Genomic DNA, 25,437 nt, shown 5'->3' with positions numbered 1-25,437 from the left:
AGGAACAAGAGGGGCCCATTTCAAGGGAGTTAAGGGAAAGAGGGGTGCAGGAGCGGGGGCAGTGGGCGGCCGCTCCGTAACAACGCTTGCACGTTAGGAGCAGGCCAGGGGGAAGTCAACGCGTTACGTCGAGGTAATTTCCTGGTTCTTCGGGGGTGCTATATCCCTGTTTCTTGCGGTTGATTGAGGGTGGCACCGGAGGCCGGACGTCCGAGACAGCGTTTTCACGAGAAGAGCGTGACAGCGCTGTCTCGGAAGGGTTTCCGCGCGCCGTGACCGGTGCTACCGTCCCGCTCATGCCACCAGCCCAGCGGCACCACCCCACGCTGGCCGACGTCGCCCAGCGGGCCGGGGTGTCCGCCTCCACCGTCTCCCGCACCATGCGCGGCATGTCGACCGTCTCGCCGGACGTGCGCGCCCGTGTCGAACAGGCCGCGCGCGAACTGCACTTCGTGGTCTCCCGCCAGGCGTCCAGCCTGGTCACCGGCCGTACGGGCGTGGTCGCCGTGCTCGCGCCCACGCTCAACTCCTGGTTCATCGGCTCGGCGCTCTCCAGCCTGGGCCCCGTCCTGCGCGCGGCCGGCCTGGAGCTGCTCGTCTACGTCATCCCGGACCTGGCGGAGCGGACCGACTTCTTCGACCGGCTGCCCGCGCGGCGCAACGCCGACGCGCTGCTGGTGTTCTCCTTCGACCTCTCCGAGGAGGAGAGCGCGCGGCTGGACGACCTCGGGATGCCGGTGGTCTACCTCAGCCAGCACGCCGAGGGCCGGCCGAGCGTGTACGTGGACGATGTGGCCGGGGCCCGCGCCGGCACCCGGCACCTGCTCGGCCTCGGGCACCGCCGGATCGCCTTCGTGCAGACCACCGGGGCCAGCGGCTTCTCGTTCAGCTCGCACGAACGGCTGCTCGGCTACCGGCAGGCGCTCACCGAGGCGGGCGTGGCACCGGACGGTGAACTGGTGGTGGCCACGCCGCCCGGGGACAAGCGCCGTACCGCCGAAGCGGTCGGGACGCTGCTGAGCCTGCGCGAACCGCCCACCGCGATCTTCGCCGAACAGGACGAGGTCGCCGTCTCGGTCCTCTGGACGCTGCGCAAGGCCCACATCGACGTGCCAGGGCGGATGTCCGTACTGGGCTTCGACGACCACCAGATGGCCGAGTGGTCGGACCTGACCACGATCGCCCAGTCCCCCGGCGACATCGGACGGGCGGCCGGCGAGCTGGCCCGCGATCTGATCAACGACCCGGAAGCGGACCGGACCCGGCATCTGGTCCTGCCCACCCGGCTGATCCCGCGAGCCACCACGGCACCGCCGCGCCCGGCCGACCAGGACCGGGCGGCGGACGCGGGCGAGCCCCCTGCGCCGGCTACTTCGGAATGAACTCGTACGAGTGACCGCCGCGCGCCCCGAGGAAGGCCACCCTCGCCTCCGTCCGGGGCGCCAGGTCCTTGCCTGCCGTCAGGTCGCGGACCGCGTACGCCCTGGTGAAGAGCGCGCCGCGCAGCCGTAGTTCGCCGTCCCGACCCGCATGGATCACCACCCGGCGCGCGGCGCCGCCCGACCACGTGAGGTCCACGCCCGCGTCGCCGCGCGCCCGGAGCCCGGTCACCGAGCCGTCGGGCCAGCGGGCCGGGAGCGCGGGCAGGACCTCGATCGCGTCGAGGTGGCTCTGCAGCAGCATCTCCGTGATCCCGGCGGTGGCGCCGAAGTTGCCGTCGATCTGGAACGGCGGGTGGGTGTCCCAGAGGTTGGGGAGAGTGGAGGAGGACAGCAGCTGGGTGAGCATCGTGTGTGCGTGGTCGCCGTCGCGCAGCCGCGCCCAGAAGTTGATCTTCCAGGCCTTGGACCAGCCGGTACCGCCGTCACCCCGCGCACGCAGCGAGACCTTCGCCGCTTCGGCCCACTCGCTCCCCGGCTCGATCCCCCGCCCGGGATGCAGCGCGAAGAGGTGGGAGACGTGCCGGTGGGTGTCCGCCGGGTCGTCCAGGTCGGCCTTCCACTCCTGGAGCTGCCCCCAGGAACCGACGCGCAGCCCCGGGTCGAGCCGGTCCAGCGCCCGCCGCAGCTGCGTACGGAACTCCGCGCCGTCACCCGTCAGCCGGGCCGCCTCCAGGGTGTTGACGAACAGGTCGCGGACGATCTGCTGGGAGATGGCGGCGCCCGCGGTGAAGGCCCCGTGCTCGGGCGAGTAGCTCGGCGAGACGACGAGGGTGCCGTCGTGCGGGTCGGTGTGCAGGGTGTCCAGCCAGAAGAGGGCGGCCCCCTTCATCGCCGGGTAGGCGGTACGGCGCAGGAAGCCGGGGTCGCGGGTGAAGCGGTAGTGGTCGTAGAGGTGGTGCGCGAGCCACGCCGCGGCTTCGGGGAACCAGAAGGCGGTGGCCCAGTCGTGCACGCCGGTGAAGCCGTACGGGTTGGTCTCGTTGTGCACCACCCAGCCGCGGGCGCCGAACATGCCCTGCGCCGAGACCTCGCCGGGCGCGCGCAGCGCCGTGATGAAACGTTCCAGCGGCTCGGCCGCCTCGGCGAGGCCCGCCGCGTGCACCGGCCAGTAGTTCATCTGGAGGTTGATGTTGGTGTGATAGTCCGCCGCCCAGGGCGGGGCTGTGGAGTCGTTCCACACGCCCTGGAGGTTGGCGGGCAGCGAGCCCCGGCGCGAGGAGCCGAGGAGGAGATAGCGGCCGTACGCGAAGTACAGCGTCTCCAGCGCGCGGTCGGCTGCACCGGTCCCGCCGGTGTACGAGGCGAGCAGGCGGTCGGTGGGGACGCCGGCCGGCATCCGTCCGCCGAGGTCGAGTGTGACGCGGTCGAACAGTCGCCGGTGGTCCCGCAGATGGGCCGCGAGCAGCCGGTCATAGCCCTTGGCGACCGCGGCGTCCACGGCCCGGGAGACCCGGTCGTGCGGATCGGGGCCGCGGTAGTGCGGGTGCCGGTCCGCGTAGTCGGTGCCCCCGGCGAGCACGAACCACACCGCGTCGGCGGCCGAAACCGTGACCGTGCCGTCGGCGTGCTCGCGGACCGTGCCGCCCTCCGCCACCACTCGCAGCTGCGCCTCGAAGACCAGGCCGTTGTCCTGGAGCGCGCCCCGTACGGTGATCCGGCCGTCCCGTGCGGTGACCGTGCGGTCCTCGCGGGGTGAGGTGGTGCGGAGGGTGCAGCCGACGGCGCCGGGCCGGTCGGCGGTGAGGCGGCCGACGAGGACGCCGTCGGGGTGCGAGGCGAAGTAGGCGCGGTGGTGGGTGGTGGCGCCGGCCCGGTAGCGCACCCGCGCCACGGCGGAATCGAGGTCCAGCTCGCGGCGGTAGTCCGCCGGGGAGGCCGGCGGGTCCGCCAGGTCCAGATGGAGGTCGCCGAAGGTCTGGTAGGCGCCGTAGCCGGTCTTCGGCTGCCCCAGCAGCTCGGCCACCCGCTCGGGGTCTGCGCTGCCCTCGTCGTCGATCAGCTGCCTGACCTGCGCGAGGGCTTCGGGGCGCGGCGAGTGCCAGTTGCCGGCGTCGTAACCCGGGGAGCCGGGGCCGCCGGTCCACAGGGTCTTCTCGTTGAACTGGAGGCGCTCGCTCGCGACGGTGCCGAAGACCATGGCGCCGAGCGCGCCGTTGCCGAGGGGCAGGGCCTCGCGCTCCCAGTCCTCGGCGGGACGGTCGTACCAGAGAACCAGCCCCGGGTCATCGGAGGTCTCGCCCGACTTCTCTGCCGTACGCTCCTGGGCCGCCGCTTGCCGCGCCGGCCCGCCGAGGGCGAGCGCGCCGCCCACCCCGACTCCCCCCAGTACAGCGGTTCTTCGAGCAATTCCCGGACACATCGGCGGCTCCCGGAGGACACGAAGCGCGGCTCACCCCGGCGGGGCGCCGCCGATGCTAGAGGTCCGATGAATAGGGCGACAAGAGGCCGTACGGAACCGGGGTCACCGGTCCGTGGTGCCGCTCCGGGCTCAGCCCTGCTGGAACATCTCCGCGGGCAGCGGCTTGAGCAGCTGGTACAGGTCGTCCGTGATCGGGCGGTCCCAGCTGGCGATGGTGACCAGCACGCCGTCGCTCCGGTCGAACTGCACGCAGGAGATCCGGCCCTCGGAGCACTTGATGCGCTTGACGATCAGCAGGTTGTTGTCGTGCATGACCGGGAGGTCCTCCGTCTCCACGACGGAGACCTCCTCGTCGTGCCCCAGCGCGTCCAGCAGCTGCGCCACCTCGAAGGGCACCTCGCCCTCGCCGAGCTCCCGCGCCGGGGAGCCCTCGGGAAGGTTGCCGATGATCATCGCCGGGCCGCGGCCGCCGAAGAGGTCGTACCGCAGGAAGACGCCCTGGCAGGTGCCGTCGGGAGCGGGCAGCAGCCCGGCGCCCAGATTGCCGGGCCAGTCCCCGGGATCCATGGCAAGCACATCAAAATCGGGCCCGGCAGGCACGGCGCTACGGCGGCGGAGGAACGACATACAGCCATCGTACGTGGCGCGCCGCGGCACCATGCTGCGGTCCCGGGCGGCCGTCACGGCTCCGGAGCGGCCGGCGGCGGCACCGTGGCGGCACCCGCGCTCTCCAGGAGCCGCGGCAGGCCGCCGTGGTCCGTGCCCATCTTGCGGTAGACCCCGGACAGCAGCCGGCTGACGGCCGGGACCTGTGTACCCAGCTCCACCGCGATCCGGTCCTTGGTCCAGCCCTGCACGACCCACTCGGCCACCGCCCGCTCCTGGGCGGTGAGCGCGTCCGTGCCGGAACTGCGCAGCTGGAGCGGGCGCAGCCCGGCGGCGGACAGCTCGTCCCGGGCGCGGGCGGCCAGCGCCTCGGCGCCGCAGTGCAGGGCGCTGTCCAGACCGCGGTAGAGGCGGTCGGCGGCGTCCTGCGGCAGGCCCGCCCGGCGCAACGCGGCGCCGTGCTCGACCAGCGCCTGGGCCAGCTCGAAGGCGGACGGGGAGCGCTCGAAGTGGCGGACCGCCTCGGCCAGCAGCTTCATGCCCTCCGCGCCGCCGACCACGCCGGCCTTGCAGAACAGCGCCTGCCCGATGGCCGACTCGGTGCCGAAGTCCTGGGCACGCTGCAGTGCCTCGTCGACCAGGGTGAGGGCCCTCGCCCGGTCGGTGAGGGCGATCGCGCGGGCGAGGTGCAGCTGCCAGGGGCACCAGGCGGGGTTGCGCATGGCGCGTGGCTCCAGCCGCCTGCCGACCGCCGTGAGCTGCTGTTCCGCGTCCCGGTGCAGGCCGCGCGCGAGCAGCAGCTCGCTGTAGACGGTCTGCGAGTCCGGGTAGACGACGGCGTTCGGCACGACCTCGCCGTAGCTGTACGTGTCGGCCAGCTCCTGGGCCTCGGCGACCCGGCCGCGGGCGAGCAGGATCTCGATGAGGATGCCGATCGCGAACCACTGGGCCGGCACCCGCTGCCCCACCCGGTGCGCGATCCGCAGGCCCCCGTGGACCAGGTCCTCGGCCTCCGCGAGCCGCCCGCGGCGGTAGCGGATGTAGCCGAGCAGGGTGTACCCGAAGGAGAGGTGGGCGCCGCGCCAGCCCTTGCGCTCGCACTCGGCGATGCCCTTGTGGAACAGCTCCTCGGCACGGCCCGGCTGGTCGCAGTACATGAAGGTGAGCGCGACGAGGACGGGCACCTCGAAGCCCCACTCCTCGTCCGTCCACGGCAGGCCGTCGCCGAGCGCCTCCTCGGCGTAGTGCAGCGCGGTCTGCGCGCCCTCGCCGCGCACCATGGCGTCCCAGGCGCGCAGCCCGAAGATGTACCGCTCGGCCATGCCGCGCCCGGTGAGGTGGTCGGCGAGCTTGGCCAGCAGCCGGGAGCGGGCGGGCGAGTCCTGCTCGTCGGCCCGGAAGGCGTTCCACATGAACTGCTCGGCCTGCATGCGCAGCCGTGTCCGCGCGTTCGTCGCGCTCTGCGCCTCGGCGGCGACGACCTGCGCCGCCTCCTCCATGCGGTCGGCGTGCCCGAGCGCCTGCGCCAGCTTGTACGTGATCGTCTCGCGCAGGTCCGCGTCCAGCTCGTCCTCCTCCAGCGCCGCACGGAGGTGGTTCACCGTGGTGGCGGGCTCGCTGAGCAGGGAGGAGCAGCCCAGCTCGAAGAGGACCCTGGCCCGGTCCTGGAGGGCCGGGGGCTCGCGCAGCGCACGGGCCAGACAGCGGCGGGCCGCGTCGGGCGCGCCCGCGCGGAAGTACTCGCTCGCGGCCTCCCGCAGCCGCTGCACGACCCAGTCGTCGTGCTCGGGGTGCATCTCCAGCAGGTGGCGGGCCGCGGAGGTGGCGCCCTGGCCCGCGTCCACGACCGCGGCGGCCGCCTGACCGTGCAGCGCGACCCGCAGCGCCCCGGGGATGGCCTGGTAGACGGCGCTGGCGACCAGGGGGTGGAAGAAGCGGAGGTTGCCGTTGTCCGAGGAGCGGGCGGGGGCGAGGATGCGGGCGTCGCGCAGCTTGTCCACGACGTCGGCGGCCTGCACGGAGCCGAGGCCCGCGACGTTGGCGGCGAGCGTCGGGGAGACCTCCGTACCGAGCACGGACGCGGCCCAGGCGAAGCGGACGGCGGCGGTCCCGAGGCGCTCCAGGCGCTCGATGAGCCCGCTGTCCTTGATGGCCATGACCAGCTCGCGCAGCTGGGAGACGTTGGCCTGCTGCGGCTTGATGTCGCGCTCGCGGATCTTGGCGCTCAGCTCGACGACCTCGTACGGATTGCCGCCGGTGACGGCCCAGCACTCGCGGCAGAACGCCTCGTCGGCGCCGTCGCCGACCATGTGGGTCACCACGCGCCGGACGGCGGCGGGGGTGAGCGGGGTCAGCTCGAAGGGGCGGGAGCCGCTGCGCTCGGCGATCCGGCGCAGCGGGCCGGCGCCGGCCGGCAGCTCGTCGGGGCGGTACCCGACGATGATCAGTATGGGGAGCTCCTCCGCGCGGGCGGCGAACGCGGTGAGCCAGGCGAGGGATTCGGGGTCGGCCCAGTGGGCGTCGTCCAGGATGAGGACGACGGGCGTGAAGTGCACGGCGAAGCGGGTGACGACCCAGTCCAGGCCGTCCCGCACGCCCTGGGGGTCGGGCGAGGCGTCGCCGTCCGCGGCGACCAGGCCGACGGCGGGCGCGACGATGTCGTACCAGGTGCCGAGGATCCGGCGGTGTTCCTCGGGGGACTCCGCGGCGAACACCGGCTGCACCAGCTGCCGTACGACGTGGAAGGCCACCTCCTGCTCCTGCTCGCCGCCGCGGGCGAGCAGCACCGTGCAGCCGCGGGCGACGGCGCGCCGCCGGGCCTCGGTGATCAGCGCGGTCTTGCCCATGCCCGGCGGCCCGGCGAAGGCGATCAGGCCGCCTGTGCGCACACCTCCGTCCTCGCCGCCGGAGCCGCACAGGTCCGTCAACATGCCGTCCAGTGCGCTCAGTTCCGTTTCGCGTTCGAGCATGGGCCTGCGCGCCCGGCCGGACCGCCCGGTGATCTCCGCCATGTTCCCGTCCTCACCCCATTTGCATATGGCGACGAGCCTAGCGTCGCGCGGCTCTCCGTGGTCGGGCCCGGACAACTTCCGACCATGAACCGGCGGAGCGTACAGGGAGGTTCCGCGCCTCCCAGGGCATTGCGCGGCGCGCGGTCCATGGCCTGCGCGGGTGGCGCGAGCGGGCGTCGTCCACAAATTCATTGACCGATAAACCGGCTCCCTTCTTGACTGGTTATCGCAGGAGCCTCAGGCTCCCCTGACTGCGCCGCGGGGCGCAGCTTGAAGGAGGCGGACCATGAACGACCAGAACAGTGCGGCGGTAGCACCGCTGCCTCCCGTCCCCAGGCGCACCGCGCCCCTCGCCATCCCCTTCCCGGCGCGGCTGAACCCCGGGGTGGAAGTGGCGCGGCGGCACACCCTCGGCTGGCTGCACGGGTACGGCATGCTCGTCGGCGAGGCGGCGACGGAGGAGTACGACGCGCTGCGACTGGACCGGCTCATGGCCTACTTCTACCCGGAGGCCGACGCCGCCCGGCTGGCGCTGGCGACGGACTTCAATGCCTGGTTCTTCCTCTTCGACGACCAGTTCGACGGCGAGCTGGGCCAGTGCCCGGAGTCCGTGGCCCACTTCGTGGACCGTGTGGTGCGCACGATGGACGAGACACCCGATCTGCTGCCCGAGGAGCCCGACAGCCCGCTGGTCGCCGGGTACCGCGACATCTGGCAGCGGATCACCGCCGGGGCGCCCCGCGCCTGGCAGCTGCGCTTCCAGGGCCACTGGGAGCGGTATCTCGGCGCGTACCACTGGGAAGCGCAGAACCGTACCCGCAAGGGCGCGCTGTCGCTGGATCAGTACCTCAAGGGTCGTCGGAACTCCATAGGGGTGCAGCCGTGCCTGGACTTCGCCGAGCGGTGCGGCGGTTACGTCCTCCCGCGTGAACTGCACGGCAGACCGCCGCTGGCGGAGCTGCGCCGGCTCGCCGCCGAAGTGGTGATCTTCGTCAACGACGTCGTGTCGGTGGACAAGGAACTGGCGGCCGGCGATGTCAACAACAGCGTGATCATCCTGCAGCGTTCGACCGGCTGCACCCTGGACCAGGCGGTGCGCAGAATCGTCAGGACCTGCAACGCACGCGTGGAGCAGTTCCAGCAGATCGCCGCGACCCTGCCCGCGACGCTCAAGGAGCTGGGCATGCCGGCCGATGTGCACGACCACGTGGCGCACTACGTCTGGAGCATGCGGAACCTGATGACCGGCAACCTGGTGTGGTCGCAGGAGACACCGCGCTACGACGACACCGGCACCGCCTCGGTACGCAGCCGGCCCTGGGCCGACCTCTTCGCGGCCGCCGACCCGGGCGGGTTCCCGGCGCAGCGCACGGCCGGCTCCTGACCGGGCGGGCGGGGACGGTGTCCGAGGTGCTCAACTACTGGAAGGCCGGGCTGGACTCCGTGCCGGCGGAGGTGTGGGAGGCGGTGCCGGGCCCGCGCGTGCTGATCCTCGCCGACAACGCCCTCACCGCCCTCCCCGGTCGTATCGGCGAGCTGAGCACACTGCGCACGCTCGACCTCGGACACAACGCGCTCACCCGGCTGCCCGCCTCGCTCGGCGACCTGACCGGCCTGTCCGGCTGTCTGTACCTGCACGACAACCGGCTGGCCGAACTGCCCGCCGCGCTGGGGCGGCTGACCCGTCTCGGCTATCTCAACGTCGGCGAGAACCCGCTGCGCCGCCTGCCGGACGAGCTGGGCGGGCTGACGGGCCTGTACGAGCTGCGGGCGCAGCACTGCGCCCTGGCCGAACTGCCGCCGACGCTCGGCCGGCTCGCCCGGCTGCGGGAGCTGTGGCTGCGCGGCAACCGCCTCACCGCGCTGCCCGGCGCGTTCGCAGGGCTGCGGGAGCTGCGCGAACTGGAGCTCCGCGAGAACGCGCTGGCCGAGATCCCCGTGGCGCTGCGCGGGCTCCCGCTGCTGCGCCGGCTGGACCTGCGCGCCAACCGCATCGGTGCGCTCCCGCACTGGCTGCCGGAGTGGCCGTCGCTGGAGAAGCTGGATCTGCGCTGGAACGCCGTCGACGAGGCGGCGCCGGAGCTGCGTGCCCTGCGGGACCGCGGCTGCGTCGTCCTCGTCTGACCGGCGTGCCACCCGGCCGGGATGCGGTCCGGGTGGCACGTCCTCGGCCCGTGGCGCCGTCCGGGCGCCGCGGGGTCACGTCAGGTCGAACTCGCCGTCCCGGGCGCGCAGCACGAAGCCACGCCATTCGCCGGGTGAGAAGACGACGGCCGGGCCGTCCGGGCTGCGGCGGTCCCGCATCGCGATGAAACCGTCGACGAAGGCGATCTGGACGTCGCCCACGCCCTGGCCACTGGGCTGCCACTGGGCCTGTGTGAGATCGAGCTCGGGCTGCTTGTCGCCGGTGATCCGCTGCTCGGTGATGGTGCTTTCGGCCACGTTTACCGCTCCTCCCCGGTGGGGTCCGCCGTCCCGGTCAGCGTAGTCACCGTGCCCGGCGTCCAACAGGCCGCGACGGGCCGCGTGGCCCCGCTCCGTACGCCATCGGTCAGGTGGCGGGCGGCTCGGCTCCGACCAGCCACATCGCGAAGAACTGCGAGCCGCCTCCATACGCGTGTCCCAACGCCCTTCTTGCTCCCGGCACTTGGTGTCCACCGGCCCGGCCGCGTACCTGGAGCGCCGCCTCGGCGAAGCGGATCATGCCCGAGGCGCCGATCGGATTGGTGGAGAGGACGCCGCCCGAAGGATTCACCGGAAGGTCACCGTCCAGTTCCGTCACGCCGGCCTCGGTGAGCTTCCAGCCCTCGCCCTCCTCGGCGAACCCGAGGTTCTCCAGCCACATCGGCTCGTACCAGCTGAACGGCACGTACATCTCGACCGCGTCGATCTGGCCGCGCGGGTCGGTGATGCCGGCCTGCCGGTAGACGTCGGCCGCGCAGTCCCGCCCGGCGCGCGGCGAGACGGCGTCCTTGCCCGCGAACAGCGTCGGTTCGCTGCGCATCGCCCCGCCGTGCACCCACGCGGGCGGGTGCGGCGACCGGCCGGCGCCGGCCCGCCCGGTGAGGACCATCGCGCACGCGCCGTCCGAGGAGGGGCAGGTCTCGGAGTACCGGACGGGGTCCCACAGCATCGGGGACGCCTGCACCTTCTCCAGGGTGAGGTCGTGCTCGTGCAGATGCGCGTACGGGTTCTTGAGCGCGTTGCGGCGGTCCTTGTAGGCGACGAGGGAGCCGATCGTGTCGGGCGCGCCGGTGCGCCGCATGTAGGCGCGGACGTGCGGGGCGAAGAAGCCGCCGGCCCCGGCCAGCAGGGGCTGCTGGAAGGGGACGGGCAGCGACAGGCCCCACATGGCGTTGGACTCGGACTGCTTCTCGAAGGCGAGGGTGAGGACGGTGCCGTGCACCCCCGCGGCGACGAGGTTGGCAGCCACCAGGGCGGTGGAGCCGCCCACGGAGCCCGCGGTGTGGACCCGGAGCATCGGCTTGCCGACGGCGCCGAGCGCGTCGGCGAGGTACAGCTCGGGCATCATGACGCCCTCGAAGAAGTCGGGCGCCTTGCCGATCACGACGGCGTCGATGTCGGCCCAGGTCAGCGCGGCGTCCTCCAGTGCGCGCACGGCGGCCTCGCGGACCAGCCCGGCGATCGAGACGTCCTTGCGTGCGGCGACGTGGTGGGTCTGGCCGATGCCGACGACGGCCACGGGCTCCTTGCTCATGACGGCCTCACTCCCCTTCCAGGACGGCGACCAGGTTCTGCTGCAGGCACGGGCCGGAGGTGGCGTGCGCGAGGGCGCGGTGCGACTGGCCGCGCTGGATACGGGCGGCCGCCTCGCCGAGCCGGATGAGGCCGGCGGCCATCATCGGGTTGGCCGCGAGCGCGCCGCCCGAGGGGTTCACCGTCACGTCGTCGCCTAGCTTCAGGGCGCGGCGGAGCACGATCTCCTGGGAGGTGAAGGGCGCGTGCAGCTCCGCGGTGTCCACGGGCCGCTCGAACGCCCCCGCACGCTCGGCGGCGAGCCGCGTGGAGGGCGAGTCCGTGAGGTCGCGTACGCCCAGTGCGTGGGCCTCGATGCGGTGGTCGATGCCGCGGATCCAGGCGGGCCGGTCGCAGAGCGCGCGGGCGGTGTCCCCGGCGGCCAGGACCACGGCCGCGGCGCCGTCGCCCACGGGCGCGCAGTCGCCGCGCCTCAGGGGGGCGACGACGTGCTCCCCCATGGGGACCTCGCCGTGCAGCTGGGCGTGCGGGTTGCCGGCCGCGTCGGTACGGCTGCGCGCCGCGACCCCCGCCAGGGCCCGCTCGTCGGCGGCGCCGGCGTCGAACAGGGCCTGTGCCTGAAGGGCGGCGAGCGCTACGGAGTCGGGCCACAGCGGCGCCACGTAGTACGGGTCGAGCTGGCGGGTGAGCACCTCACGCAGGTCGCCGGGCGAGGACTTGCCGTAGGAGTAGACGAGGGCGGTGTCGGCCTCGCCGGTGAGGAGCTTCACCCAGGCCTCGTACAGCGCCCAGGCGCCGTCCATCTCGACGTGCGACTCGGCGACCGGCGGCCAGGCGCCGACGCCGTCCAGGGCCATGGTGAAGGAGAACGCACGCCCCGCGAGGTAGTCGCTGGAGCCGGAGCACACGAAGCCGAGGTCGGCGGTCTCCAGGGAGACCGCGTCGAGCACCTCCCTCAGCACCGGCATGAGCATCTCCACCTCGGAGACCTCGCGGCTGTCCGGTACGTGGTCGGACTGCCCGAACGCGACGATCGCCACGTCTCGCATCACACCAGCTCCTTGTACGTGTCGTAGTCGGCGTCCGGCTCCCCCGTGGGCCGGTAGTGGTCGGGCCAGCGCTGCCCGTCCTTCCAGACCGGCTCGACCCGCATCCCCATCCGGACCTGGTCGTACGGGATGCCGGCGATCCGGCCGTGGAGTGCCAGCCCGGCGCCGTCCAGGGCGATGTGGGCGTAGACGTAGGGCACTTCGATGTCCAGGCCCTTGGCCTTGATGTTGACGATGCAGTAGGTGGTGACCGTGCCCTTCGGGCCGACCTCGACGCGTTCGCCGGTGGGGACGCCGCAGGTGGGGCAGGCGCCGCGCGGCGGCACGTACACCTTGGCGCACTCGGGGCAGCGCTCGCCCACGATGCGCCGGTCGGCGAGCGCCCGGAGGTAGGCGGTCTGGGCCCGCCCCGGGCCGTAGGTGTAGTCGAGGCGGGCGGGGAGGGTGACGACGGAGACGGCGTCGGCGAAGTCGCCGGCGTGGTCGCGGGGCGCGGGCCCGGTCGCGCCGTCGTACGGCTCGAAGCAGGCGATGTCGGTGATGGCGCCGGTCCGTTCCTCCGCCCAGCGGATGCGGACCCGCATGCCGGTGGAGACGGCGTCGGGCGAGGGCGCGTCCAGGACGTGCAGCAGGGAGCTGTCGGTGCCGTCGAGCCGGACGAGCACCCAGGCGAAGGGCCGGTCGAGGGGGTGCTTATCGGTGGGGCGCGGATTCCAGGCCCAGGTGGTGACGGTGCCGGTCTCCGCGACCTGGACCAGCTCGTGCAGCTCGTCGGCGGTGACCGGGTCGTACTCGGTGGGCGGTACCAGCACGGAGCCGGCGGCGGTCCGGACGCCGAGGACGGTGCGCTCGCGGAGGCCGGTGAGGAAGGCGCTCTGCACGGGCCCCAGGGAGCGGGTGAAGGGGAATTCGACGACGAGCGGGGCGGCGAGGATTTCGGTGGTCACGGCTGCTCCTCAGGTGCGCCGGTAGACCGGCGGGCGCTTCTCGGCGAAGGCTTTCGCGCCTTCCTTGGCGTCGGCGGTGGCGAAGATCGGCCAGCCCTCGGCGAGTTCGTGTGCCAGTCCGTCGGTCTCGGTCATCTCCGCGGTCTCGTAGACCGAGGCCTTGACCGCTTCGACCGCGAGCGGGCCGCAGGCGTTGATCTGTTCGGCGATCTCCAGGGCCTTGGCGCGGGCCGTGCCGTCGGGGACGACATGGCCGATCAGCCCGGTGTGTGCGGCCTCGCGGGCGGTGTACGGGCGGCCGGTCAGCAGCATCTCCAGGGCGTGGGTACGCGGGATCTGGCGCTGCAGCCGCACGGTGGAGCCGCCTATCGGGAACAGCCCGCGCCGCACTTCGAAGAGCCCGAAGGTCGCGCTCTCCCCGGCCACGCGGATGTCGGTGCCCTGAAGGATCTCCGTGCCGCCCGCCACGCACGGCCCTTCGACGGCGGCGATGACGGGCTTGCGCGGCCGATGGTGCCGCAGCATGGCCTTCCAGTGCAGATCCGGGTCGGCCTTCATCCGGTCGCGGTACCCGTCGTCGGCCATGCCGTCGCCGGCCAGCGCCTTGAGGTCCATGCCGGCGCAGAAGACGCCGCCCGCGCCGGTGAGGACGACGGACCGGATGTCGTCGTCGGCGTCCGCGGCCAGCCAGCCGTCGTACAGGCCGACCAGCATCGGCGGCGAAAGGGCGTTCTTCGCCGCCGGGCGGTTCAGTGTGAGTACGAGTGTCGCGCCGACGCGTTCCACGGTGAGGTGCTCGGTGCCGGTACCGGGGGTGCCGCCCATGCCGTTCTCCCGTCCTGCCCGTCCGTCCTGCCCGTATGAAGAATGCAGAACAGGTTGCAGGAGCGGCACGGCGACTTCAAGAGTTTTCTGACACTCAGTCAGATTTATTGGCCGCGGCTCTTCCCCCTTCCCGCCCCGGCGGCTCTAATGAGCGCCGGACCAGCGGCCGCGCGATCAGGAGGAGACGTGGAGTACAACCTTGCCGACCTCTTCGAGTCGATCGTCGACGCGGTGCCCGACCGCGAGGCGCTGGTGTACGCCGACCACCCCGGCAGCGGCGCCGAACGCCGCCTCACGTACCGCCGGCTGGACCGGGCGGCCAACCGCCTCGCCCACCACCTCCAGGACTCCGGCGTACGCCCCGGCGACCACGTCGGCCTGCACCTCTACAACGGCGTCGAGTACCTCCAGACCTTCTACGCCTGTCTGAAGATCCGCGCGGTACCCGTCAACGTCAACTACCGCTACGTCGAGGAGGAACTGGCCTACCTCTACCGCGACGCCGACCTGGTCGCGCTCGTCTTCGACGCCGAGTTCACCGAGCGGGTGGCCGCCGTCGCGCCCCGGGCACCGCACCTGCGCCACCTCGTACGGGTCGGCACCCCACCGCCCGGCGCACCCGAACCCGCGTGCCCCCTCGTGTCCTTCACGGACGCCGAGGCCGCCGGCTCCCCCGAACGCGGCTTCGGGCCGCGCAGCGCCGATGACCGCGTCATCATCTACACGGGCGGCACGACCGGCATGCCCAAGGGCGTGGTCTGGCGCCACGAGGACCTGTTCTTCTCCGGCACGGGCGGCGGCGCGCCCACCGGGGAACCGGTCTCCCGCGCCGAGGAACTGGCCGAACGGGCCGCCGCGAGCGGCGAAGGACTGGTCTTCTTCCCCACTCCCCCGCTCATGCACGGCACCTCCACCCTGACCGCCCTCATAGCCTTCCACTTCGGACAGAAGGTGGTCCTGCACCGCAAATACGTGCCCGAAGAGGTCCTGCGAACGATCGAACGGGAGCGAGTCACCAGCGTCTCCCTCGTCGGCGACGCCATGCTGCGCCCCCTGACGGACGCCCTGGCCGGCCCCCTCAAGGGCACCGACTGCACCACCCTGTTCGCCGTCTCCAGCTCCGGCGCGATCCTCTCCGACACCGTACGGAACCAGTTCACCGCCCTGCTCCCGAACGCGATGCTGCTGAACAACTTCGGCTCCTCCGAGTCCGGCTTCAACGGCACCGCGACCGACGACGCGGGCCCGGACACCGGCTTCCGGCTGCACGTCAACGGCCGCACGGCGGTGGTCGACCCGGTGACGCACGCCCCCGTGCCGCCCGGCGAACCCGGCCGGCTGGCCCAGCGCGGCCACGTACCGCTGGGCTACTACAACGACCCCGCCAAGACCGCCGACACGTTCTTCGAGGCCGACGGCGAACGCTGGGTGCTCCTCGGCGACATGGCAACGGTCGACGAGGACGGCGTGGTCACCGTCCTCGGGCGCGGCTCGCAGTGCATCAACTCCGGCGGCGAGAAGATCTACCCGGAAGAGGTCGAGCAGGCACTCAAGGCCCACCCGGACGTGTACGACGCACTCGTCGCGGGCATCCCGGACGACCGCTGGGGCAACCGGGTCGCGGCCGTGGTGCAACTCCGCGCGGGCGCGGCCCCGGTGGACCCGGCCGCCGTCCAGGCCCACTGCCGCACCCGGCTCGCCGGCTACAAGATCCCCCGCACGGTCGTCTTCACCGACCACATCCAACGCTCCCCCAGCGGCAAGGCGGACTACCGGTGGGCCAAGCGGGTGGCCGGGGGCGAGTGAGCCCTCCGGGTCCGGGGACGGCCCGTCGGGGCGCCTCCGGTCAGCCGCAGACCGAGCGCAGGGAGCGGGCCAGGGCCACCGTGTGCAGCGGGTCCAGGTGCTTCTCCCGTACGACGCCGGCCGCGGCGACGGCCAGTACGGGGCCGCAGGACGGGGCCGGGCGGGCGTCCGCCGAGTCGGCGATGGCGCGTACCAGTCCCTCGTTGATGCGGTTGATCTCCTCCCGGACCTCGTTCAGGTCGGGGCGCGTGGTGGGCGCCCGGCCCGGGTCGGCGGTCCAGGCGCGGTGCAGACCCCGCTGCACGATCTTGTTCGCCTCGATCTGATCGCGGAAGACCGCGACCGTGCGCGCGGGGTCCGCACCCAGCGCACGCGCCCGCTCGGCCACCACATCGAGCACCTGCTGCTCGCGCGCCGGGTCGTCGATGGGGCTGCCGGTACCCCACTTGGCCGCCGCGACCAGATCGGCGGTGGCCAGCCGCTCGGCGGACAGCACGGCGAGGGGACGCAGCGCGGCGTAGGAACCTGTACGAGGGGCCGAGGTGGCGGCGGACTCGGTGGCAGAAGTGGTGGCGGTGGCGGGCCGGTCCACCTGGGCCGTAGGTGCCGCGATCGCGCCGGGCGCTCCGGCGGACAGGACGGCCGCGGCGGCAGCCGCGACCATCGCGCGGCGGGCGAGGACGCGCCGCGGTGCAGCACGGCGGACGGAGGAGCTGAGAGGCACGGGTTGCCCTTCTCGGTCGGCGACGTTGCCTTGTTCTACTGGAACAACGGCCGCCGCGGCCACCGAGGTCCACCGGCCGGACAGCCGACCGGGCCGCGCCCGGACGGCCGACCACCGCCCGCCCCACCGGGGTCACCCTTCCCGCACAAGGAAGCCCTTCACCGCGTCGAGGAATTCGCGCGGCCGCTCCTCATGGACGAGATGCCCCGCACCGTCGATCGTGACCAGTTCGGCGTGCGGGATCAGCTCCGCCATACGGGTCAGCTGCTCCTGCGGGATGTGGCTGTCGGCACCGCCGCCGATCACGAGCGTGGGCGCGGTGATCCGTGCGAGACCGTCCCACCACCGCGGGTCCGGCGCGTTCCGCTCCGCCACCACCGCGGCCTTCGCCGCCCAGTCGAACGCCGCCGGGCCGGGCGGCGCGTCCGGTACCTCCTGCGGCGGATCCGCCGGCAGTGGCGGGGCCGCCTCCTCCACGACCAGCCGGTCCACCAGCTCGGGCCGCTCGGCGGCAAGCAGCAGCGCGGCCACCGCACCCAGCGAGTGGCCGATCAGCGTGACCTCGTCGAGCCCCAGCTCACGGAGGAAGCCGATCGCGTCGTCCCGCCACCGCTCGAAGCCGTACTCGCCGGGCCAGTCGCTCTTCCCGTGCCCCCGCTGGTCCAGCGCGTACACCCGGTGGGTGGTCGCCAGCTGCCCGACCACCCCGCGCCAGTCCTCACCGTCCTCGCCGAGACAGTGCAGCAGCACCGCCGGGGGCGCGTCCTCCTCGCCCCACACCCGGTACGCCAGCTCGACTCCGTCCACCTTCACTTTCTGTACGTCCGCCATGGGCCGAAGGTACCCACGACGGCGCGCCCCGATCCCCCTCGACGCGTTCGCCACACGCTGATTGCCCACGGGCCGCACACGCTGATTGCCGCTGGCCGCACACGCTGATTGCCTACTGGTCGCACACGGCTGGTTGCCCACTGGCCGCCTGAGGAGGGGGCGGGTGAACGCCCTTCGGGGGCCCTCCCCCCTCCCCCGCCCCACCCCTCCACTTCGCTTCCGCCTCACTCCGGAGGCTCTGTCAGCTCGTCGGCGGTTCCCCCTTGATGATGGCGAAGACGGCGCCGTCCGGGTCGCGGAACATCGCCAGGCGGCCGACTCCCTCCGCGTCGACCGGCGGGATGAGGGCCGTCGCGCCGCGCTCCGTCGCCGCCGCGGCTGTCGCGTCGCAGTCGTCCACGCCGAAGTACGGGTGCCACTCCGAGGTCTCACCGTGGTCGAGGTGCTCCTGGGGCAGCTGCATGAGGCCGCCCTGCCCGTACGCGGGGGACGCCGGGACGCCCGACGGGACCACGATGGTGTACGCGCCGGCTTCGCCCATCGGCAGGTCCTGGTACTGCCAGGAGAAGACCGAACTGTAGAAGTCCTTGGCCGTCGCGGCGTCGGTCGTGTACAGCTCCGTCCAGCACAGGGCGTTGGACTCCATCACCGCCTCCAGCCCCTTGACCTCGCCCGGCTGCCAGACGGCGAACTGCGCGCCGGTGGGGTCGGTGAACGCGGCCAGCCGGCCCGCGGTGAAGACGTCCATCGGCTCCGCCCGCACCCTGCCACCGGCCGCCACCACGGCCTTGGCCGTGCCGTCCGCGTCCGGGGTGTGGAAGTAGAGCGTCCAGGACGGGTCGGCTCCCTCCTCGACCAGCGGGCCGATCGCGGCGACGGTCCGGCCGTCCAGCCGGAAGAAGCCGTAGCCGCCTGCTTCCTCCCCCAGGGACTCGAAGGTCCAGCCGAACACCTCGCTGTAGAAGGCGACGGCCGCGTCCACGTCGGGGACGCCGAGGTCCAGCCAGTTCGGCGCGCCCGATACGTACTGGGTCGAGAGCATGAGCAGATCCTTCGGTGTCTGGCGAAGCTGGTGAACTGCTGTCATGGCGGTGCCCGGCCGCCGGCCGATCGCGGCCCGCACCGCCCGGTTTTCCGAACACTTCACAGCATGGCAGGCACCACTGACAGTCGCCCCGCAACGCAGCATCGCCGCAGGTCAGGCGGCATGCCGCGCCCGCAGCGCCGGCTTCAGCCCCGCTCCTGCCCCAGCCGGTCCCGGAGCTCGCGCTTGAGGATCTTGCCGCTGGCGTTGCGCGGGAGTTCGGGAACGAGCACGACCCGCTTGGGCGTCTTGAAGGCGGGCAGCCGGGTGCGGGCCGCGGCGATCAGTTCCTGCTCGTCCAGGTCGCCGGCGTCCGGCTTCGGCACGACCACCGCCGTGACCGCCTCGATCCACCGGGCGTCCGGCAGCCCGATCACCGCGACCTCGGCGACCTTCGGATGCTCGTACAGCACGTCCTCGACCTGTCGCGAGGCGACCAGCACGCCGCCCGAGTTGATGACGTCCTTCACCCGGTCGACGACCGTGAGGTACCCCTCGGGGTCCCGTACGGCGAGATCGCCGGAGCGGAACCAGCCGTCCCTGAAGGCCGCCGCGGTCTCCTCCGGCTTCTCCCAGTAGCCCTCGCACAGCTGCGGCGAGCGGTAGACGACCTCGCCCGCCGTCCCGTCGGGCACGTCCCGGCCCTCCTCGTCGACCACCCGCGCCTCCACGAAGAGCACGGGACGCCCGCAGGAGTCCATCCGTCCTTCGTGCTCGTCGGGCCCCAGCACGGTGGCCAGCGGGCCGATCTCGCTCTGCCCGAAGCAGTTGTAGAAGGCGAGGTCGGGGAGGCGGCCGCGGAGCCGTTCCAGTACGGGTACCGGCATGATCGACGCCCCGTAGTACGCCTTGCGCAGCCCCGTGAGGTCGCGTGCGGCGAAGTCGGGGTGGTGGGAGAGGCCGATCCACACCGTGGGCGGCGCGAAGAGGCTGTCCGCGCGGCCCGCGCCCACCAGTTCGAAGATGACCTCGGCCGCCGGCGCGTCCAGGATGGTGTTCTCCGCGCCCACCGCCAGATAGGGCAGCAGGAAGACGTGCATCTGGGCGGAGTGGTAGAGCGGCAGGGAGTGCAGCGGCCGGTCGGCCTCGGTCAGGTCCAGGGCCGTGATGGCGCTGACGTATTCGTGCACGAGGGCGCGGTGGGTCATCATCGCGCCCTTCGGGAGCGCGGTGGTGCCCGAGGTGTAGAGCAGTTGGGCCAGCGACTCGCCGTCGACGTCGCCCAGCGGCGGGAGCGCGGCCTGTGCCGCGGGATCCGTGCGCAGCCGGTCCAGCCGTGCGAGCAGCCCGTCGGCGGCGTCGCGCAGCGGCAGTACGGGTGTGCCGGCCGGGAGTTCGTGGGCGAGGGCGGGGTCGGTGAGGACGAGCGAGCTGCCGGACTGTTCGACGATGTACCGCAGGTCGTCGCCCGTGAGGTGGTGGTTGACGGGTACGTGGACGAGGCCGGCGCGGGCGCAGGCGAGGAAGCCGATCAGGTAGGCGTCGGAGTTGTGCCCGTACGAGCCGACCCGGTCGCCGGGGCGCAGTCCCTCGCCGAGGAGCAGCCGGGCGGCGGCGGTGACCGCCTCGTCCAGTTCCCGGTAGGTCCAGGAGCGTTCGGCGTACCGCACCGCCGTGCGCCCCGGCACCCGCCGGGCGCTCCGCCGCAGCATTCCGTCGACCGTACTGCTCCGCACTCCAGCCATGGCGCGATCCTGTGCCCCGCCTCCGTCCGGGTCAAGGGAGACGGCACCGGGCGCGGCGGTCTCCGGTTGCCGCGCCCGCCGTGCCGGGTCTCAGAGGGCGCGTTCGCGGCCCTCCCAGTACGGTGCGCGCAGCCGCCTCTTGTAGAGCTTGCCGTTGGGGTCGCGGGGCAGGGTGGTGAGGAAGTCGACGCTCTTGGGGCGCTTGTAGCCGGCCAGCCGGGTGGCGCAGTGGGCGAGTATCTCGGCGGCCAGTTCCGGGCCCGCTGTGCGGCCTTCCTCGGGCTGGACGACGGCCTTGACCTCCTCGCCCCAGTCGTCGTGCGGGATGCCGAAGGCGGCGGCGTCGGCGACCGCGGGGTGGGCGAGCAGCGCGGACTCGATCTCGGCGGGGTAGATGTTGACGCCGCCGGAGATGATCATGTCGATCTTGCGATCGCGGAGGAAGAGGTAGCCGTCCTCGTCGAGGTAGCCGAGGTCGCCGACGGTGAAGAAGTCGCCGATGCGGTTCTTCTCGGTCTTGCCGTCGTCCTTGTGGTAGCGGAAGCCGCCGGTGGCCATCTTCATGTAGACGGTGCCGACCTCGCCGGCCGGCAGGCGGTTGCCGTCGTCGTCGAACACGGCGAGTTCGCTGATGGGCCAGGGTTTGCCGACCGTGCCGGGCTTCTTGAGCCAATCCTCGGCGGTGGCGAAGGCGCCGCCGCCCTCGCTGGCCGCGTAGTACTCCTCGACGCAGCTCCCCCACCAGTCGATCATGGCGCGTTTGACGTGGTCGGGGCAGGGTGCCGCGCCGTGGATGGCGTGCCGCATGGCGGACACGTCGTACCGGTTCCTGGTCTCCTCGGGGAGGGCGAGCAGCCGGTGGAACTGGGTGGGGACCATGTGGGTGTGCGTGCACCGGTACGTGTCCATGAGGCGCAGCATCTCTTCGGGGGTCCAGCGGTCCATGAGGACGAGCCGGTGCCCTATGTGCAGGGACGCTCCGGAGAACTGCAGGACGGCCGTGTGGTAGAGCGGCGAGCACACGAGGTGCACGTTGTCGTCGAAGGGCTTGATGCCGAATATCCCGAGGAAGCCGCCGAGGTGGGTCTCCTCGGGGGGCTTGCCGGGCAGCGGGCGGCGGATGCCGCGCGGGCGTCCGGTGGTGCCCGAGGTGTAGTTCATGACCCAGCCGAGCGTGCGGTCCTCGGGGGGCGTCTCCGGCTGTCCCTCGAGGAGCTCGGCGTACGGGCGGAAGCCGGCCACGGTGCCGACCGCGTAGCGGTGTTCGGCGGGGAGTCCGGCCTCGTCGGCGGCGGCGCGGGCCGCGTCCCCGAAGCGCTCGTGCGCGATCAGCGCCTTGGCGCCGGAATCGGCGACGATCCAGGCGATCTCCGGGCCGACGAGGTGGTGGTTGACGGGCACGAGGTAGAACCCGGCCTGGCTGGCGGCGAGGTAGGCGGTGAAGAACTCCACCCCGTTCGGCAGCACGACGGCGAACACGTCGCCGCGGCGCAGCCCTGCGGCGCGCAGGCCGTGCACGAGGCGGTTGCAGGCGGCGTGCAGCCGACCCGCCGTCCACTCCTCGCCGTCCGGTGCGATCAGCACGGTGCGGTCCGGTGTCGCGGCGGCCTGGGCCCAGAAGCCACTGGGTGCCGGTGTCCCGGATGGCGACTGTTCTGTCGTGGTGTGGCCCTTCATGGCGCAGCCCTCCTCAACGGCCGGCGATGCGGTTGATGCGGTCGATGGCGCGTTCGAACCCGCGGGTGAGGTCGTCGAAGACGGCCTGCACGCTGCGGGTGCTGTTCATCTGTCCGACGATCTGGCCGACCGGGGTGCCGAGCAGCGGCTCCGTCTCGTACTTCTGGATGCGCGTGAGCGCGTCGGCGACCAGCAGGCCCTGCAGGGGCATGGGCAGCGTGCCGGGGCCCGCCGGGTCGTCCCAGGCGTCGGTCCACTCCGTACGCAGTTGTCGTGCGGGCTTCCCTGTGAGGGCGCGCGAGCGGACGGTGTCTCCGGGGCCGGCGGCGAGCAGCTTCTGCATGAGCAGCGGTGAGTGCAGCTCGGCCTCTTCGGTGGTGAGCCAGACCGAGCCGAGCCAGACGCCCTGCGCCCCGAGGGCGAGGCCCGCCGCGACCTGTTCACCGGTGCCGATGCCGCCGGCGGCGAGCACGGGGAGCGGGTCGACGGCGCGCACGACTTCGGGGGTCAGCACCATCGTGGCGATCTCGCCGGTGTGCCCGCCCGCCTCGTAGCCCTGCGCGACGATGACGTCGATGCCGGCTTCCTGGTGGTGCCGGGCGTGCCGGGGGCTGCCCGCGAGTGCGGCCACGAGGATGCCGTGGTCGTGCGCGCGGCGGACGACGTCGGGCGGCGGCGAGCCGAGTGCGTTGGCGAGCAGCTTGATCGGATAGTCGAAGGCCACGTCCAGCTGGGAGCGGGCGACCTGCTCCATCCATCCGGTGATCCGCCACCCGGACGCCTCGCCCTCGGGGAGCGGCGGCACGCCGTGTTTGGCGAGGGTCTCCTCGACGTACGTGCGGTGCGTCTCGGGGATCATCGCCTCGATGTCGGCCTCGGTGACGCCTTCGACCTTCTTCGCGGGCATCACGACGTCCAGGCCGTACGGCAGGCCGTCGGTGTGCTCCTGCATCCAGTCCAGGTCGCGCGCGAGGTCGTCGGCGGCGCCGTACCGCACCGCGCCGAGTACCCCGAATCCGCCGGCCCGGCTGATCGCCGCGGCGACGGCGGGGAACGGTGTGAACCCGAAGACGGCGTGCTCGGCCCCCAGTGTGCTGCTCAACTCCGTCTGCATGGGCGCAGGATGCCGCAGCGCGCCGCACGAGGGAAGAGTTTTTCTGACGCAACGTCAGATCGCGGCTCGCCGGCACGCCGGTCCGCGGGTCGAGAATGCCGGATCGCGGGGCCGAGAAGTCCGAATCCCGGGCGCGGGCCGGCTTCGTGCCGGAAGATCCCCGCATGACTTCTCTTCCCGTCTGCGGCCCCGAAGGCCCGCTGCGCGTCCCGGACCGTCCGTCGCACCCGTCGCCGGTCCGTGCGGTGCTCTTCGACTTCTCCGGCACCCTCTTCCAGGTGGCGCCGTACGCCGACCGTATCCGTGCGGCCATGGGCTCCCCCGTGGACGAGTCCGCGATGGACGCGCTGCTGGCCGGTCTGGAGGCCGGGCTGACGGATCCGGAGGTCGTCGCGGCCCAGCGGGGCCGGGACGTCTCCGCGGCGGCCCACCGGCACGCCTTCACGACCTGGTACGCGTCCGTGCCGGGCCTGGCGCCGGTCGCGGACGCGCTGTACGAGCAGCTGCGCGCCCCGGAGCACTGGCGCCCGTACGCCGACACGGAAGCCGCCCTGGAGGCCCTCACGCGGCAGGGCGTCGCGCTCGGCGTGGTCAGCGACGTCGGCTGGGACCTGCGCGCGACCTTCGCCCACCACGGGCTCGACCGGTACTTCTCGGTGTGGGTCCACTCCTACGAACACAGCACGGAGAAGCCCGATCCGGCGCTCTTCGCGTACGCCTGCCGACAGCTGGCCGTGGAGCCCGCCGAGACGCTGATGGTCGGGGACCACCCGGCCAAGGACGGCGGCGCGGCGGGCAGCGGCCTGCGCTCGTACGTGCTGCCCGCCGGCGCCGCGCCGGGCGCGGTCCGCGGCCTGGACGCGGTGCTGCGCCTGGTCCCGCCGGCCGCCCTCTAGGCCGTTCGGCCCGCCAGGGCCGCCATTGCCGCGTTGTGCCCCGGGATGCCGCTGACGCCGCCGCCGCGCGGCGCCCCGGCGCCGCACAGGAGGACGTTCGGGTGGCCGGTGGCGACGCCCCAGCGAGCGGCCGGGGTGTCGTCCTCGTGGCCCTCCGCGTACGGGAAGGCGAGGTCACCGTGGAAGATGTTGCCGCCCGGGAGGCGGAGGTCGCGCTCCAGGTCCGGCGGGGTCTTCGCCTCGATGCAGGGACGGCCGTCGGCGTCGTGGGCCAGACAGTCGGCCAGCGGCTCGGCGAGGTGCGCGTCCAGTTGCCCGACGGTGGCGCGCAGCAGGCGTTCCCGTTGCGCGTCGTTGTCGTCGGCAAAGAGGCGCGCCGGGGTGTGCAGCCCGAAGAGCGTGAGGGTCTGGTAGCCCTGGCGCACGAGGTCGGGGGCGAGGATCGAGGGGTCGGTGAGGGAGTGGCAGTAGATCTCGCTGGGCGGCGCCGTGGGGAGCGCACCGGCCGCTGCCTGCTGGTAGGCCGTCTCCAGCTCTTCGTAGCCCTCCGCGACGTGGAAGGTGCCGGAGAACGCCTCTCGGGGGTCGACGCTCTCGTCCCGGAGGCGCGGCAGCCGCGTCAGCAGCATGTTGACCTTGAGCTGGGCGCCTTCGGCCGGCTCCGGAGCGCGCTCTCCGAGGAGCCCGGCCAGCGCCTCCGGAGAGGCGTTCACCAGTACCTGCCGGGCATGGAACGTGCCCTGTTCACAGGTGACTTCGGCCGACCGGCCGTCCGTGTCGAGCCGCGTCACCTCGTGGCCGGTCACGATCTCGGCGCCGGCCTGCCGCGCGGCCCGGGCCAGCGCGTCCGTGAGCGCGCCCATACCGCCGAGCGGTACGTCCCAGTCGCCGGTGCCGCCGCCGATGACGTGGTACAGGAAGCACCGGTTCTGCCGCAGCGTCACGTCGTGCGCGGAGGCGAAGGTGCCGATCAGGCCGTCGGTGAGGACGACGCCGCGTACGAGGTCGTCGGCGAAGGTCTTCTCGATGGTCTCGCCGATCGGCCGCTCGAAGAGGGCCTGCCAGGCGTCCTCGTCGTCGATGCGGGCACGCAGCTCCGCACGGGTGGGCAGCGGTTCGGTGAGGGTCGGGAAGACGCGCTCGGCGACCCGTGCCGTCGTCCCGTAGAAGCGTTCCCAGGCCTCGTACTCACGGTCCGAGCCGGTCAGCGCTTCGAACGCGGCACGAGTACGGGCCGAACCACCGCCCACGAGAAGCCCGGTGGGACGGCCGTCACGGTCGGTGGGCGTGTACGAGGAGACGGTGCGCTTGCGGACGGCGAAGCGCAGCCCCAGATCCTGGACGATCTTCGACGGCAGCAGGCTGACGAGGTAGGAGTAGCGCGAGAGCCGGGCGTCGATCCCGGCGAAGGCCTTGGTGGAGACGGCCGCGCCACCGGTGTGGCCGAGCCGCTCCAGAACGAGCACGCTGCGCCCGGCGCGGGCGAGGTAGGCGGCGGCAACGAGACCGTTGTGCCCGCCGCCGACAATGATCACGTCATAGGACGTCCGTTCCGGCATGTCTCTTGGTAGCACGGAGCGATCACTACCGGCCAGAGGTCGGCCTCCCTCCGGTAGCGCCGCGCTCCGGAACGCTCCTGTCCGATCGTCTCCGGACACCTGACG

Annotated in this window: 20 protein-coding genes; 5 read left to right on the top strand and 15 right to left on the bottom strand. The window is 72.7% G+C overall.

The annotated features are described in order from the left end of the window. The first annotated feature begins 296 nt into the window (after positions 1-296). A complete protein-coding gene (locus tag ABZ840_RS35410) occupies positions 297-1,382 on the top strand; it encodes a LacI family DNA-binding transcriptional regulator (RefSeq protein WP_361567432.1) in 1,086 nt (361 codons plus the stop codon). On the opposite strand, the gene ABZ840_RS35405 is transcribed toward ABZ840_RS35410, so the two are convergent. From ABZ840_RS35405 to ABZ840_RS35395, 3 genes are all read right to left on the bottom strand, one after another. Beyond that, entirely contained in the window at positions 1,369-3,801 is a 2,433-nt protein-coding gene (locus tag ABZ840_RS35405) for a glycoside hydrolase family 95 protein (RefSeq protein WP_361567429.1), read from the bottom strand. The two genes, ABZ840_RS35410 and ABZ840_RS35405, sit on opposite strands and share 14 nt — an antisense overlap. A 129-nt stretch (positions 3,802-3,930) precedes the next feature. Then, positions 3,931-4,428, bottom strand: a complete 498-nt coding sequence (locus ABZ840_RS35400; RefSeq protein WP_361567427.1) for a hypothetical protein — start codon at positions 4,426-4,428, stop codon at positions 3,931-3,933. A gap of 53 nt (positions 4,429-4,481) precedes the next feature. Beyond that, positions 4,482-7,418: an AAA family ATPase gene (locus ABZ840_RS35395; RefSeq protein WP_361567425.1), complete on the bottom strand. Its 2,937-nt coding sequence runs from the start codon at positions 7,416-7,418 to the stop codon at positions 4,482-4,484. A gap of 286 nt (positions 7,419-7,704) precedes the next feature. On the opposite strand from ABZ840_RS35395, the gene ABZ840_RS35390 reads away from it, so the two are divergent. After that, on the top strand, positions 7,705-8,802 hold the full coding sequence (locus tag ABZ840_RS35390) for an isoafricanol synthase (protein ID WP_361567422.1): 1,098 nt from the start codon (positions 7,705-7,707) through the stop codon (positions 8,800-8,802). Between the two features lie 17 nt (positions 8,803-8,819). Continuing rightward, positions 8,820-9,542 (top strand): leucine-rich repeat domain-containing protein, encoded by a 723-nt coding sequence (locus tag ABZ840_RS35385; protein ID WP_361567420.1) that lies wholly within the window; start codon positions 8,820-8,822, stop codon positions 9,540-9,542. A gap of 75 nt (positions 9,543-9,617) precedes the next feature. Here the strand turns inward: ABZ840_RS35385 and ABZ840_RS35380 are convergent, their stop codons facing one another. From ABZ840_RS35380 to ABZ840_RS35360, 5 genes are all read right to left on the bottom strand, one after another. Continuing rightward, positions 9,618-9,860: a DUF397 domain-containing protein gene (locus ABZ840_RS35380; protein WP_361567418.1), complete on the bottom strand. Its 243-nt coding sequence runs from the start codon at positions 9,858-9,860 to the stop codon at positions 9,618-9,620. A 109-nt stretch (positions 9,861-9,969) separates the two neighbouring features. Then, on the bottom strand, positions 9,970-11,136 hold the full coding sequence (locus ABZ840_RS35375; RefSeq protein ID WP_361567415.1) for a thiolase domain-containing protein: 1,167 nt from the start codon (positions 11,134-11,136) through the stop codon (positions 9,970-9,972). Positions 11,137-11,143: 7 nt separating this feature from the next. Continuing rightward, a complete protein-coding gene (locus ABZ840_RS35370; protein WP_361567412.1) occupies positions 11,144-12,184 on the bottom strand; it encodes a thiolase domain-containing protein in 1,041 nt (346 codons plus the stop codon). Then, positions 12,184-13,131: an OB-fold domain-containing protein gene (locus ABZ840_RS35365; protein ID WP_361567409.1), complete on the bottom strand. Its 948-nt coding sequence runs from the start codon at positions 13,129-13,131 to the stop codon at positions 12,184-12,186. Before ABZ840_RS35365 ends, ABZ840_RS35370 begins: the two co-directional genes overlap by 1 nt. 9 nt (positions 13,132-13,140) lie before the next feature. Then, positions 13,141-13,956 carry a crotonase/enoyl-CoA hydratase family protein gene (locus ABZ840_RS35360; protein ID WP_361567406.1) on the bottom strand — a complete coding sequence of 272 codons (816 nt, stop codon included), beginning with the start codon at positions 13,954-13,956 and terminating at the stop codon, positions 13,141-13,143. Between the two features lie 186 nt (positions 13,957-14,142). Here ABZ840_RS35360 and ABZ840_RS35355 point away from each other — a divergent pair, with 186 nt between their 5' ends. Further along, on the top strand, positions 14,143-15,762 hold the full coding sequence (locus ABZ840_RS35355; protein ID WP_361567404.1) for an acyl-CoA synthetase: 1,620 nt from the start codon (positions 14,143-14,145) through the stop codon (positions 15,760-15,762). Between the two features lie 40 nt (positions 15,763-15,802). On the opposite strand, the gene ABZ840_RS35350 is transcribed toward ABZ840_RS35355, so the two are convergent. The 6 genes from ABZ840_RS35350 to ABZ840_RS35325 form a co-directional block, all read right to left on the bottom strand. Then, positions 15,803-16,426: a chorismate mutase gene (locus tag ABZ840_RS35350; protein ID WP_361567456.1), complete on the bottom strand. Its 624-nt coding sequence runs from the start codon at positions 16,424-16,426 to the stop codon at positions 15,803-15,805. Positions 16,427-16,618: 192 nt separating this feature from the next. Continuing rightward, positions 16,619-17,317: an alpha/beta hydrolase gene (locus ABZ840_RS35345; RefSeq protein ID WP_361567401.1), complete on the bottom strand. Its 699-nt coding sequence runs from the start codon at positions 17,315-17,317 to the stop codon at positions 16,619-16,621. A 241-nt stretch (positions 17,318-17,558) separates the two neighbouring features. Continuing rightward, complete coding sequence (locus tag ABZ840_RS35340; RefSeq protein WP_361567398.1) at positions 17,559-18,359, bottom strand: VOC family protein; 801 nt, start codon at positions 18,357-18,359, stop codon at positions 17,559-17,561. Between the two features lie 188 nt (positions 18,360-18,547). Then, on the bottom strand, positions 18,548-20,086 hold the full coding sequence (locus ABZ840_RS35335; RefSeq protein ID WP_361567395.1) for an acyl-CoA synthetase: 1,539 nt from the start codon (positions 20,084-20,086) through the stop codon (positions 18,548-18,550). A 90-nt stretch (positions 20,087-20,176) separates the two neighbouring features. Continuing rightward, positions 20,177-21,763 (bottom strand): acyl-CoA synthetase, encoded by a 1,587-nt coding sequence (locus tag ABZ840_RS35330; RefSeq protein WP_361567392.1) that lies wholly within the window; start codon positions 21,761-21,763, stop codon positions 20,177-20,179. Positions 21,764-21,776: 13 nt separating this feature from the next. Continuing rightward, positions 21,777-22,877, bottom strand: coding sequence for a nitronate monooxygenase family protein (locus tag ABZ840_RS35325; RefSeq protein ID WP_361567389.1), 1,101 nt, complete (start codon positions 22,875-22,877; stop codon positions 21,777-21,779). Positions 22,878-23,041: 164 nt separating this feature from the next. Between ABZ840_RS35325 and ABZ840_RS35320 the strand changes: the two genes are divergently transcribed. Continuing rightward, entirely contained in the window at positions 23,042-23,773 is a 732-nt protein-coding gene (locus tag ABZ840_RS35320) for an HAD-IA family hydrolase (protein WP_361567386.1), read from the top strand. Here the strand turns inward: ABZ840_RS35320 and ABZ840_RS35315 are convergent. Then, positions 23,770-25,332 carry an NAD(P)/FAD-dependent oxidoreductase gene (locus ABZ840_RS35315; RefSeq protein WP_361567382.1) on the bottom strand — a complete coding sequence of 521 codons (1,563 nt, stop codon included), beginning with the start codon at positions 25,330-25,332 and terminating at the stop codon, positions 23,770-23,772. The genes ABZ840_RS35320 and ABZ840_RS35315 overlap by 4 nt on opposite strands. Positions 25,333-25,437 lie beyond the last annotated feature (105 nt).

It is taken from the genome of Streptomyces sp. NPDC047117 (genome assembly GCF_040643545.1).
Taxonomy (GTDB): Bacteria; Actinomycetota; Actinomycetes; order Streptomycetales; family Streptomycetaceae; genus Streptomyces.
Note: the sequence above shows the minus strand (reverse complement) of the source record. Positions and strands in the feature narration are given on the sequence as shown.